Genomic DNA, 12776 nt, shown 5'->3' with positions numbered 1-12776 from the left:
GGCTTTCCGGGCGGGGGGTGCGGTGTGGCTCAGGGGCGGAAGGCGGCGGCGTTCGCTTCGGCCCAGGCGGTGAAGGTGCGGGCGGGGCGGCCCGTCAGCCGCTCGGTCTCGCCGGTCACGAGGGCCGGGACGCCGTCCGAGTCGGCCCAGTAGTCGAGCAGGGCTCCGGCCAGGGGGGCGGGCATGAAGGGGGACACCGACTCCAGCCAGGCGGTCCGGCTCACCGCGTGCGCGGTGACGGGGCGGCCGGTGGCCTTCGCCAGGATCTCGATCTGCTCGGCGGCGGTGAGGGTTTCGGGGCCGGTCAGGTGGTGGGCGGAGCCCCGCAGACCGGGGTCCGCGAGGACCGCGAGCGCCGCCTCGGCGACGTCCGTCTCGTCGATGGGGCTGGTGTGGCTGCCGGGGTACGGCAGGTCGACGGCGCCCTGGGTGCGGATGGGGTGCGCCCACTGGTGCGCGTTGCCCGCGAAGGCGCCGGGGCGCAGGAACGTGGCGGTGACGGGGGAGGCGGCCAGGGCCTGTTCCACCGCGAGGTGCGGGGCGGCGATGGGGTTGTCGGCGGCGTCGGGGGCGAGGACCGCGCTGGAGGAGAGCAGGACGACGTGAGTGACTCCGGCGGCTTCCGCGTGGCTGAGGAAGGCGTCGATCCCGGCCGGTTCGGCGTACAGGAAGACGGAGTCCGTGCCGTCCAGTGCGGCGGCGAAGGTGGCGGGGTCGCTCAGGTCGCAGGCGACGGCGGGTACGCCGGCCGGCGGGGTGAGCTGCTCGGGGCTGCGGGAGGCGGCGCGTACGTCGTGGCCCGCGCCGTGCAGCAGGCGGACGAGCGCGGAGCCGACACGGCCTCGGGAACCGGTGACGAGGGTGGTGGGCACGGGGTGCTCCTTCGGGAAGGGGGGCGACTGCCAACGGGCTGCCGTATGAACTGCGTGACGCATAAGCTGCGTGACGCAGATAAATATCCAGGGAAGGGCCCTCCCCGTCAAATGGTTTGGGGAGGGCCGGGCGGTGCGCGGTTACGGCACGACGCGGTAATGCGTGGTGATGCGGCCACCGGCGCCCCGGTCGCCCTCGTCCAGGACGTGGAAGGCGACGCCGGGCGGCGCCACGGTGCTGACGAGTCCGTCTCCGCTCTCCCAGGGCAGCCGCAGCGTCGAGACCACTCCCGGCGCCACGAGCAGGGGCCGCCCGGCGAAGGTGGCCGCCATGGGGGTGTGGGCGTGCCCGGTCAGGATCGCGGGGACGTCGTCGAGGGACCGCTCGGCGAGCAGCTCGGCGAACCGCGCCGCGTTGGTGAGGTTCGTGGAGTCCAGGTACGGGTGGTGGACCGTGGCCGGCGGGTGGTGGAAGGCCGGGATGGCCGGGGTGTCGCCCAGGTCGTCCAGGGTGCGGGCCAGCCAGTCGAGGGTCTCGTCGTCGAAGCGTCCCGCGTCCTCGCCCGGGATCGTCGAGTCGCAGAGCAGGAGTGCGTAACCGGCCACGTGGTGCAGCCGGTTGACGGGGCCGGTGCCGGCGTCCGTCCCGGTGGGGTGCTCGTCGGCCAGCAGGACCTTGCGGTAGGTGGCGCGGTCGTCGTGGTTGCCGGGGCAGGGAAGTGCGGGCGCCGTGAGTCCGGCGAGCAGCCGGGCCGCCTCGGCGTACTCCTCGGGGGCGCCGTGGTCCGCGATGTCGCCCGTGACCAGGACCGCGTCCGGCTGCCGGGTCAGGGAGTTGAGGTAGGTCACCACGCGGGTGGCCCGCTCCGTCGCGCGGTCGGTTCCGTCCAGGTGCAGGTCGCTGATGTGTGCCAGCAGCATCGGGGCCCCCGTCGCTCAGTGAAGTCGAATAATGGTTACTGATCCACCATCCATTAGATCGGTCGTCCGGGGGCGGCGCAAGCCTTCATTCGTCGGTGGGGCCGAGGTCCAGCCGCCAGTCGTTCGTCAGCAGGGGGGTGCCCGGGGGGTACTCGAAATCGCACGTACCGAGCAGGACGAAGCCCGCCTTGCGGCACACCGCGTTCGACGCGCCGTTCTCCACGGACGGGTAGGCGTGCAGATAGCGGTGCTTGTGCTCGGCCCGCGCCTGCTCGGCGACGGCTCTCGTGGCCGCCGTCGCGATGCCGAGACCCTGGAAGCCGGGCAGGACGGCCCAGCCCGTCTCGTACACCTCCTGGCCCTGCCAGGTGCGCTCCCAGAAGCCGATCGTCCCCGCGGCCTCGCCGCTGTCGGCCAGGATGATCCGGAACATCCGTCCCTTGCCCGTACGGTCCGCGCTCAGCGCCACGTAGCGTCCGTGGCGGCCCAGGAGCTGCTCCTCGCTCTCGGGGCCGCCGAGGTGGTCCATCAGCTCGGGCGCGTTGGCCCGGCGGAGCAGCTCCAGGTCGTCGTCGGACCAGGGGTCGATCCGCACCGGGGAGGCCGGCGAGGCCGGTGATGACGCAGCGCTGTCCATGCCGAAAACTCTAGGGCCGGGCACTGACAACCGGCCGGGCGGCGAGAGACGGCGAGAGGCGGAGGCGGGCCGGGTGCGGACGGGCCGGGGTGTCGGTGATGACCCCGCGTGTCCCGTGATGCCCTCGTGTCGCGTCGGGCCCTGCCATGCGGGTGATCCTGCGGGCGCCGGTGCTCCGTCCGTGGCGCGTCCCTTCCGGACGTGGGGCGCCGCCGGGTGCACGGTCGGGGGCATGGAGAAGATCAGTGAACTGCTGGAAGCCGCCCGGGTCCGGGCCATCGCCGTGGTGCGGGGAATCGACGACGGCCAGTTGGGCGACCCCACGCCGTGCACGGAGTTCGACGTCCGGGACCTGGTCAGCCATCTCTTCCACGTGGTCGCCAACTTCCGGGCGCTGGCGGCCAGGGAGCCGTCGGAGTTCGGTGACGCCCCGGACGTCGTCACGGGGGACTGGCGCGGCAGGTTCGAGGAGGAGACGGCCCGCCTGGTCGAGGCGTGGGGCGTGCCCGGCGCCGAGGACGGTGTGACGGGCCGGATGGGGATGCCGGCCAGGACCGTCGGCCTCATGGCGCTGGGCGATCTGACCGTGCACGCCTGGGATCTGGCGCGGGCGACCGGTCAGGACTTCGAGCCGGACGAGGCCGTGGTGGACGAGGTGGGGCCCGGTCTTGCCGCGATGGCTCCGCAGGCCCGGAAGGGCAAGGTGTTCGGCGAGCCGTTCCCCGTACCGGCCGGTGCTACCGCCTTCGAGCAGGCGCTGGCTGTGACCGGTCGTGATCCTGGCTGGCGTTCGCCCCGGGTGTGACGGCTGTGGCCTTTGTGGCTGGAATTCGTACGAGGGGCGGGTCGTAGAGGGGGGAGAGGCTCTCGTACGCCCCGTCGACGATGTCCTCGGCCCGGGTCAGCATCGCGCGCTCGGCGAGGCGGGCCGCCTGATGCGTGTAAGGGGACGGCGGTGCCGGGTGCCGGCGCCGCCACCAGCACTCGCCTGCCGCGTAGATGCCGCTTGCGAAGACCAGCACGGGGATGGACAGGGCCAGCAGAACGTCATCCACGGCAGGTCTCCTTCAGGGTCGATGCCCCTTACATCGGCAGGTTCGACAGGTCAGCTGAAGATCATTCTTCGGTCAATGAATGGCCGAATAGGGCTGCACAGGGGCGTACGCCGGACCCAGGAGTGCGCGACGGGCAGCGCCCGGAGACGGAGTGCGCCCCCGCCCGACGTCTCCGCGCCGTGAAGCCGTGGTTCACCTCCGCGGACCGTCCCGGCGCGGGCCGGCTCAGTGGGCGAGTTTCTTCGCCTGTTCGATCCGGCGCAGTCCCGCCGGGTAGGGCAGCCTCGCCGCGAGCGCCGACGCGGTCGCGAAGCCCTCGGCCGACTCCTCGGCGCGGCCCAGCGCCGCGAGTGACGCGGCGAGGACGGTACGGGCCCCGATCTCGGCGAGGCACTCACCCGTCTCCTCGGCACGGCCGACCTCGGCCCGGGCCAGAGTGGCGGCGCGCTCGGGACGGCCCGCGGTCAGATGGGCCCAGGCGCCGATGTGGGCCCGACCGGTGCCGGTCATCCCGTCGAGAACCGACAGGGCCTCGGCCGGGCGGTCCTGCCGGATGTGCCATTCCGCCAGCACGGTGAGCGCCTCGTGCTCCGCCTGCCGGTTGTCGTGGACCGCCGCCGTACGCAACGCCTCTTCGAGGAGTCCGGTGGGGTCGCCGCTCGCTGTGTACATGTGGACCCGGGCCAGCGCCACCTTCGCGTACGCGGTCGACCAGTTGGGCTCCGTCCCGGACGACTCCACGGCTGCCAGGGCCAGTGCGGAGGCGTCGTCCGGCTCGTCGAGGAGGAGGTGGATCTCGGCGACGTTGGCCCGTTCGAAGGCGGTGGCGGCCGGGTCCCCGGAACGCTCCGCGAACTCCGCGGCGCGAAGGCCCGTGGCCAGGGCCTCCCGGAGCCTGCCCGAACGGCGCGCCTGTTCGCGCTGCACGGAGAGGACGGAGCACAGCAGCCGGGTGTCCCCGTAGGCCTCCGCGTGCGGCAGGGCCTCGTCGGCGATCGGGCCCGCCTCGGTGAACCGGCCGTCCAGGGCGAGGGACACCGCCGTCACGGACAGCGCCCGTGCGAGGAGCCCGCGCCGCTCGGGCCCGGCCACCTGCTCGGCGCTCGCGCGAGCCCGCCGTGCCGCCGCCGCCGCGTCGGCGTACCGGCCGACGATGAGGTAAAGCCGGGCCCGGCTGACGTGGTGGACGGTCGCCGCCGGCGGCGAGGTTCCGTCGTCGGGCAGCCGGGCGTCGAGCAGTGCCAGCGCCCGGCCCGGCGCGCGCGAGTGGCCGAGCACCTCCGCCAGGCGCGCGGTGGCCAGCACGAGGCCGTCCGCGTCGCCGCTCCGCTTCAGGTCGTCGACGGCCTCGCGCAGGACCTGCGCCGCCTCGTCGTACCGTGCCATCCGCTGAAGGACCGCGCTTCGGCCGATGCGTGCCCAGGCCGCGTCGGCGGCCAGCGCGTCGAGCCGGCTGGTGAGTTCTGCGTAGTAGTGGTCGGCGGTGTCGTTGGCGCACAGCGCTGCCGCACGCTCGGCGGCCTGGCGCAGGTAGCCGGTGGCGCGGGGGTCGTCTGCGCGGGCGAAATGCAGGGCCAGCCTGTCGACGGCATCGGGTCTGCTGTGCAGCACCGCGCCGGCGTAGGCGGAGTGCAGCAGCCGGCGGCGGGCCACGGAGAGGTTCTCGTAGCAGGTCAGACGGACGAGGGGGTGGCGGAAGGCGAGTCCGGGGGCCAGCTGTCCGTCGAGTACCACCTCGCGCTCGGTCAGTACGGAGGCCGCGACCGCCGCGTCCGCGTCCGCCTGGGCCGTGGACAGTCCGGGCCGCAGCGCTGCGGCGGCTTCCAGCACTTCGGAGAGCGCGGCGTCACCCCCCGCCACGGCGGCCACCTCGACCGCGAGCCGGGCGCCGGGAGTCAGCCGCGCCAGCCGCGCGGAGATCAGGTGCCGTACGCCCTGCGGTGTGTGGAGGTCCCGTTCCGTGCCGCCCGCTTCGAGTTCGCGGGCGAGCTCCAGCGCGAACAGCGGGTTGCCCAGGGACAGGTCCCACACCCGCTGCGGCACGGGGGCGCCCGGAGGGAGCCCGAGGGCGTCCGCGGCCATCGTCTCGCAGTCCTCGCGGCCGAGCCGCCCCAACGCGATGTGTGCGGCCGGCCCGTGGCGTTCGAGCATGTCGAGAGCGGCCCGCCGGGGATCCGTCCCGGTCAGTTCCTCGCTCCGGTACGTGACCACGAACCTCAGGTCGTGCCGCGTCCGCGCCGCGGCCCGCTCCGCCAGATGGGCCAGGAGCTGGAACGATCCGGCGTCCGCGGCGTGCAGGTCGTCGAGCACCACCAGGACCGGCACCACGTCGGCGAGGTCCTCCAGCAGGCCCGCGGCGGCGCGGAAGAGACGGTCGCGCTGCTTCTCGGGGCTGAGCTCCGTCGACGCTCCGGTCTGGCCGAGGGACGGAAGGAGGGCGGCCAGTTCCGGATAGTCGGTGCCCACGCGCGCCCGCTCGGCAGGGGGCCGGTCGGCCAGCCAGCCGTCGAGGGCCTCCACGAACGCGCCGTACGGAGTATGTCCCTCGGCCTCGTGGCCGGCGCCCCACAGCACGAGGGTGCCGTCGTCGGCGGCCCGCCGCGCGGCCTCCGTGACCAGGCGGGTCTTGCCGAGCCCCGCCTCGCCGCCGAGGAGCTGTACGGGGGGCGCGTCGGGGGAGAGCAGTTCGGCCAGTGCGGGGCCGCGGCCGTACAGAGGACCGGGCACGGGCACCCGCAGGGCGGCCGGGCGGGTGAGGCCGGCCGTCGGGGAGGGCGCCTTGCCGCCCGGGGAGTCGAGCGCCAGCAGGTGCAGCCGCTCGGTCTCCGGGTCGGGACCGATGCCCAGCTCCGTAGCAAGGATCTCGCGGCACTCGTGGAACTGCCGGACCGCCTCCCTGCGCAGGCCCTGCTGCAGGAAGGCGTTGATCAGCAGACGATGGGCGCGCTCGTCCACGGGGTTGCTTTCGACGACCGCGCGGGCGGTGGCCGCCGCCTCCTCGGGGGAGCCGTCGGCCAGCAGCGACCCGGCGAGAGCCAGCCGGACCCGGTCGCGCAGCCCGTCGAGCCGGTCGCGCCGGGTCTGGGCCCAGTGCGCGTACCGGTCCTCGGGCAGCAGTTCGCCCGTGAACGCGGCGAGAGCACCGGCCAGCCGTTGCGTACCCCCCTGCCTGAGAGCCGTCCCTGCCAGGCCCTCCGCGTGGTCGGCGTCGATCCACACGGTGTCCGGCCGCAGCCACTGCCACGCGCCGTCGGTGGCGAGGTAGGACGAGGATCCGCGGGGAGCCAGCTCGGGTTCCAGGGTGTGGCGCGCGGTGTGCAGGGCGACGCGCAGGCTGCCGTACGCGGATGCGAGGTCGGCGTCGGGCCAGCAGCTCTCGATGACCTGGTCGCGGTGGAGCCGGCGGCCGGGAGCGACCGCGAGCATCTTCACCAGGACGCGGGCGCTGGGACGTGGCCAGCGGTCGGGGAGCGGGGGGCCGGTGTCGCGGGACACCCGGAATCCGCCGAAAAGGTGCAGCCGGAGAAGTGGTGGCGGCGAGGCGGGGCTCCTGTCGTCCACGATCGTGCTGTCCATGAGGGCGACAACATTAAGCCGTGTCGCCGCGCACGCCCGCAGACCCCCCGACGGCGTGCTCGGGAGGTCTGCGGGAATCGGGTGGATCACGTCGGACGGACCGTTGCGGGAGTGATCACGAAGGGTCGATCGTCGCCGTGATCATCTGGCGTATCGCGGTGAAGGGCACGGAGTAGGCGCCTCCGATGAGACCGGCTGTGCGGTCGGTGCCGTAATCGTCGAAGTTGAGCGAGACGATCTCGTCGACGCCGTCACCGTTCAGGTCGCCCGCGAAGACCTCGCGGCCGCCCAGTGCATCGATGCCGGACACACTCGCCGGGTAGTTGTCGGCGCCGGTCAGGACGGACGGGTCGTAGGTGCTGACACCACCCGTCTCGCCGGCAACGAGGATCCGGCTGCCGCCGGGACCGGTGGCGAAGGTGCCCGACTGCGTCTCCGGGAGCGTGTACACCAGGGCGTCCTGGCCGTTGGCGCCATAGGTGCGGAAGGACACGGTGCCGGCCATGACCAGGCCCTCGGGTCCGGTCATCCAGTTCCCGGTGGTCAACGGACCACCGGCGAGGCCCTCGTGCAGCAGCTCACCGGTGCGCCCGTCGCGGATCTGCACGCCGGTGACCATGGAGCCGGCGGAGCTCTTCGTGATGTACGTGTGGACGACAGCGTGCCCGTCGGCGTACGGGATGCCGGGCGAGGCGAAGGTGCCGCCCCGCATCGGAGCGCCGTAGATCCTGCCGTCCGTCCCGTCGAGGCCGGACTTCGGGGTGAAGGACCAGGCGACCGAGCCGTCCTTGCCGTGCAGGGCGGCACCACCCGTGACGAGGTCCGCCTCGGCGACCTGGCCCCGGGTCTGGTACTGGGCGTAGACGCGGCCGTCGCCGGTCGACACGTCGGAGAAGACGACGTCGCCCGCCTCGGCCGGGGCGGCGTACTCCCACAGCTTCTTGCCGGAGGCGTTGTAGACCCGCACCTTGTCGGTGGGGACGATGATCTCGGCCTTGCCGTCGCCGTTGATGTCGGCGACGCACACCGTGCGGACGAACTGGCCGCCGCCGTCGATCGTGGTGAGGACCTTGCCGGTGCGGGTGTCCAGTACCGCGGTCGCGGAGTCGGCGGCGACGACGGTCTCCTCGCGGCCGTCGCCGTTGACATCCGCCTTGGCCAGCGCGCCGACCCGGCCGGGCATCACGGCCGTCCACAGCAGCTGCGGCTTGCCGCCGACCATGGACGGGCCGTCATAGGCGTATACGCCGTTGGACTGGCCGCCGACGATCAGGTCCTTCTTCCTGTCGCCGGTGATGTCCGTGGAGACGGCCGCGTACAGCAGGCCCTGCAGCGGGAGGAGGTTCTCCTGCTTGCCGCTGCCCAGGTTGTACGTGCGGACGTTCTCGTTGGTGTCGACCGTGCGGAGTTTCCAGCTGTCGTCCTTCCGGAACGGCTGCGCCCACATCTGCGAGGCGACCGCACCGCGCTGCTCCCAGCGCACCGTCCCGTCCGTGCCGGACAGGACGGCGAGCCGGGCGTAACGGCTGCTGCCCCGGTTGTCGGCGGTGCTCCGGCCGGCGTCGTCCAGGTAGGAGGCGACGATCTTGCCGTCGACGCTCTGCAGTCCCCAGGCGGCGCCGCCGTCATGGGTGTTGGCGGCTTCGCGCTTGACGGTGCGCGACCACAGCTGACTGCCGTCGTCCCCGTTCAGGGCCCGTACGGTGTTCGCGTTCATGTACAGGCTGGTGTCCAGCGTGGACTCGCTGACCGTGTACTCGGGCTTGGCACCGCCCTGGAGGTTTCCGACCTCCAGGTCCAGCGGCAGAGCGTTGGTGCGGCTGCTCACCGTGGTGCGGGCGCCGTCGGCGAGGGAGTACGAGGCGACCTCGTAGGTGACGGCCTCGTTCGGGTCCGACTGCTCCAGGGACACCAGACGGTCTCGGGCGGCGTCCAGGTGCAGCTGGCGCGAGTAGAGACGGTTGGTCTGCTGCCACTTGATGCTGCCGTCACGGGTGTCGAAGACCATGGTGTGGCCGGCCGGGGCCGCGGTGGCGCTGAGCTTGCGCAGGTTCCAGGAGGCGGCGAGCAGACCGTTGCCCAGAGGCTCCAGGCTCGCCCAGCCGACCCCGGTGAAGGTGCCCGTGTCGTACGTCCAGGTGTCTGCGGGGGTGAGCGCTCCGTCCGCGTACGAGAAGCGGATGCCCGTCAGCGCGGCCTTCGAGCCCGCGGGCGCGTTGAGGTTGAAGTACGGCGAGTCGGCGACGACCAGGGTCTTGCCGACCAGGGTGACGTTGTAGACGCCGGTGTACAGCTTGCTCCACAACGTCTTGCCGGTGCTGCCGTCCAGGACCGTCACGAAGGTGCCGGTGGGCAGGGTGGAGCCGGGTGAGGTGAAGGGTCGGTACGGGGTGGCGCCGACGCTCGCGGTGAAGACCACGTCGTCCACGCCGTCACCGGTCAGGTCGCCGGTGGCGTAGCCGTTGTCCGAGGAGATGCTGAAGGGGCTGACGGCGTTGTAGCCCATCACGATGCGCGCCGGGGCCGGCTCGGTCTGCCAGGGCCGCAGCGGCGAGACCTTCCAGTCCGCGTAGAACGAGGCGTTGTCGCGCCGCCAGACCTGCTTGCCGTCGGCGGTGCGCCGCTGTACGGGGCCGAGCGCGTCGAGTGCGAAGTAGTCGCCGCCGGCCGAGCCGGCCACCGGGGCGGTGGCGACCATCCCGAAGTCGCCCTCGACGGAGGACTTCTGGTTGACCTTCCAGGAGCCGGCGTCGGTGGAGTCGTCGAGCGACGATCCGCTGCCCGTGGTGTCGCCCGTCTCGCCGTCGGCGCCGGTGGACGACGGCACCGAAGCGGCGTCCTCGCGCACGGCCGCGCCCTGCGGGTCGACGGTCGCGCCGTCTCCGTACGGATCGATCCGCGCGTGCTGCGCGAGATCCTCGGCCTGGCTGTCGGTGAGGACCAGCAGGCCGTTGTCGTCATCGGCGAAGGCGGGCGGCGTGAAGCTCAGTGCCAGTCCTGCCGCGACCAGGGCGGATGCGAGGCGCAGGCCCCGGCGGTGGATTTTTCTCATCAGGCGGCCTTAGGGGAGAAGCGGATCGCGGAGGCGTCGGTCAGGACGGACTCGTTGAAGGAGTACTGGAGGGCGTCCGTGCCGGCCTGGTTCTCCATGCCGACGGTCGCGGAGGAGCCCCGCTGGAGCGTGGCGCCGCCGATGTCCTTGTACTGGAGAGTGATCGCGCCGGTGGCCTCGTCGAAGACGGCTTCGAAGGAGACCCGCAGCGAGGTGTCCGAGGCGAACGCGGCGTTGTTCCAGACGATCGCGAACTTCCGGGTGCCCGCCGTGCCGGTGGTGGCGGTCTGGACGCTGGACTTCTTGTCCATGACCAGGTCGTCCCAGAACGCGGCGACGGTGCCGTTGGGCTGGGCGGCGTTGGGAAGCGCGGTGTTGTCGTAGTCGCCCAGGCGCGGCTGGAGGAAGTTGACGACGCCGTTGGTGGTGACGCTCGCGCTGCTGTACGGGACTCCGTACAGCTTCACCGGGAAGGGCAGGGCGAGGGTCTTGGCATTCTCGTCACCGCTCAGGCCGGTCTTCGTGGCGCCGCCGATCCAGGAGTACGCGGCCGGGGCGCAGCTGTTGCCCGCGGCGTCGGAGCGGTTCGGCAGGGTGGCGGTCAGGGTCTCGTCGCCGTCGACGGTCAGCACGCCGGCGTAGACGCCGTTGCACTTCACCGGGGCGGTGGGGGTGGCCGTCAGGGTGAAGGAACCCTCGGCGACCTCCGGCAGGGTGAAGCGGCCGGCGGAGTCCGTGGTGACGCCGGCGACCGGCGTGTTCGCGACGGCGACCCTGGCCCCGGCGAGGGGCTTGCCGGTGACGTCGAGCACGGTGCCGGTCACGGCGTGGTCCGGTACGGCGTCCAGGGCGAAGTCCTTTGCGGCGTCGCGGCCGGTGGCGACCTCGTAGCCGGACTCGGCGGCGTGCGCGTATCCGTAGCCGTCGAGCGTGAAGGTGTACGCGCCCGCGGGCAGCGTCAGCCGGTAGGAGCCGTCGGCGCCGGTGGTGACGGAGCGGGTGGCGCCCGAGCCCTCGGCCTTGACGGACACGCCGGAAGCCGCTGCGCCGGTCGCCCGGTCGGTGACCTTGCCGGAGATGACGCCCGCGGAGTGGGGTGCGGCGTCGACAGAGGCGAAGATGTCGAGCTTGCCGTTGCCCCACACGTTGTTCACGTCCGCGGTGCCGCCGCAGTGGGTGTCGTCCACGTCGCGTGCGGCCCCGTTGAGGAGGGCGCGGGTGCCGGTGATGTCACCGATCAGCGAGGGGGCCTCGGACCACAGCAGGCCGACGGCGCCCGCGACGTGCGGGGTCGCCATCGACGTACCGTTGATGCTCCGGTACGCCGAACCGGGCCAGGCGGAGCGGATGTTGACGCCGGGGGCTGAGATGTCGGGCTTCATCGAGCCGTCGACCAGCGAGGGGCCGAAGCCGGAGAAGTCGGCGATCTTGCCGGTGGAGTCGTACGCGCCGACGCCGTACACCGGGGCCTGCGAGCCCGGGGCGTGCGCGGTCGAGCAGGTCGTGCCGTTGCCGTCGTTGCCCGCGGCGAACGCGTCGAAGATCCCGGCCGCGTTCCACGCCTGGACGATGTCCTGGTAGAAGGTCGTGTCGCCGCCGCCCCAGGAGTTGTTGACGATGTCGGGGGACAGTTCGGGCTTCGGGTTCTGGCCGTTGCGGTCGGTCGGCGCGAGGATCCACTGACCGGAGGCGAGCAGCGAGGCGTCCGAACAGCTTCTGGACTCGCAGCCCTTGGCGGCGATCCACCGGGCGCCGGGGGCGACGCCGATGCCGTCGGCGCCGACCATGGTGCCCATGGTGTGCGTGCCGTGGCCGTTGTTGTCACAGGGCGTGCCGGAGGTGCCGCACTCGCCGGTCGGGTCGTACCAGTTGTAGTCGTGGCTGAAGGTGCCGTCGCCCAGGTTGCCGCGGTAGTTGCCCACCAGCGCCGGGTGGTTGTACTGCACGCCCGAGTCGATGTTGGCGATGACGATGCCTTCGCCCCGGTCGCCGTACTGGGACCAGACCTGGTCGGCCTTGATGTCCTTGATGCCCCACTCGGGGTCGGCGGCCGAGGAGACGCCTGCGGGGTCGGTCCCGCTCTGCTCGACGTCGTCGAGGTGGTACGTACGTTCCGCCCGGATGCTCTTCACGTCGGACCGGGCGGCCAGCTCGTCGATCAGTCGCTCGTCACCCGTCACGCGCAGGGCGTTGGCGATCCAGAACGACTCGTACCCGACCTTCTCCTTGTCGAGGAAGGTACGGATCCGCGCCTGGCTGCTCGCCGCGTTCGCGCGCAGCGCCGAGAACGCGGACGTGGCCCGGGCTTCGTGGCTGCGCTTGCCCCTGGCGGGGGCCAGGTCGGCCTGCTGGTCGAGGACGACGTAGAAGGTCGCCTCCTCGCCCTTCCCGACGGTGTCGAGGACTGCGGAGTCGATCTTCGCGCCACGGGCTTCTCCGCCGGACGCGGACTGGGCGGCGGCGGCTGGTGCCGAGCCGACGAGCACGGCGACTGCCGTGGCCGCCGCCCATACGGCGCGTCTGCGCCGGAGGGTGCGGGGCAGGTACATGGGACTGCTCCTTCTTGGGTGTGCAGAGGGGCCGTCCCGACACGCACTCCGGGGTGGATGAGGCCCGGGGACCGACCGGGGCCGGACGCTAGGTGCGGGTTGTTACTGACGAAT

Annotated in this window: 7 protein-coding genes; 1 reads left to right on the top strand and 6 read right to left on the bottom strand. The window is 72.5% G+C overall.

Annotated elements, in window-relative coordinates; genetic code table 11:
• Nucleotides 1–29: 29 nt before the first annotated feature.
• The 3 genes from OG230_RS15470 to OG230_RS15460 form a co-directional block, all read right to left on the bottom strand.
• Nucleotides 30–872 (bottom strand): NAD(P)H-binding protein, encoded by an 843-nt coding sequence (locus OG230_RS15470; protein WP_328910798.1) that lies wholly within the window; start codon nucleotides 870–872, stop codon nucleotides 30–32.
• 141 nt (nucleotides 873–1013) lie between these two features.
• Complete coding sequence (locus tag OG230_RS15465; RefSeq protein WP_328910797.1) at nucleotides 1014–1793, bottom strand: phosphodiesterase; 780 nt, start codon at nucleotides 1791–1793, stop codon at nucleotides 1014–1016.
• A gap of 85 nt (nucleotides 1794–1878) precedes the next feature.
• Entirely contained in the window at nucleotides 1879–2430 is a 552-nt protein-coding gene (locus tag OG230_RS15460) for a GNAT family N-acetyltransferase (protein ID WP_328910796.1), read from the bottom strand.
• A gap of 232 nt (nucleotides 2431–2662) precedes the next feature.
• Here OG230_RS15460 and OG230_RS15455 point away from each other — a divergent pair, with 232 nt between their 5' ends.
• A complete protein-coding gene (locus tag OG230_RS15455) occupies nucleotides 2663–3235 on the top strand; it encodes a TIGR03086 family metal-binding protein (RefSeq protein WP_328910795.1) in 573 nt (190 codons plus the stop codon).
• 475 nt (nucleotides 3236–3710) lie between these two features.
• On the opposite strand, the gene OG230_RS15450 is transcribed toward OG230_RS15455, so the two are convergent.
• The 3 genes from OG230_RS15450 to OG230_RS15440 all read right to left on the bottom strand — a co-directional run bounded on the left by OG230_RS15450 (nucleotide 3711) and on the right by OG230_RS15440 (nucleotide 12662).
• Nucleotides 3711–7061 carry a BTAD domain-containing putative transcriptional regulator gene (locus OG230_RS15450; protein ID WP_328910794.1) on the bottom strand — a complete coding sequence of 1117 codons (3351 nt, stop codon included), beginning with the start codon at nucleotides 7059–7061 and terminating at the stop codon, nucleotides 3711–3713.
• Between the two features lie 115 nt (nucleotides 7062–7176).
• Complete coding sequence (locus tag OG230_RS15445) at nucleotides 7177–10113, bottom strand: FG-GAP-like repeat-containing protein (protein WP_328910793.1); 2937 nt, start codon at nucleotides 10111–10113, stop codon at nucleotides 7177–7179.
• Entirely contained in the window at nucleotides 10113–12662 is a 2550-nt protein-coding gene (locus OG230_RS15440; RefSeq protein WP_328910792.1) for a S8 family serine peptidase, read from the bottom strand. The genes OG230_RS15445 and OG230_RS15440 overlap by 1 nt, the downstream gene beginning before the upstream one ends.
• Nucleotides 12663–12776 lie beyond the last annotated feature (114 nt).

Origin of the sequence: Streptomyces sp. NBC_00234 (assembly GCF_036195325.1) — a bacterium.
Classification (GTDB): Bacteria; Actinomycetota; Actinomycetes; order Streptomycetales; family Streptomycetaceae; genus Streptomyces.
This window is presented reverse-complemented; position numbering and strand designations above follow the sequence as displayed.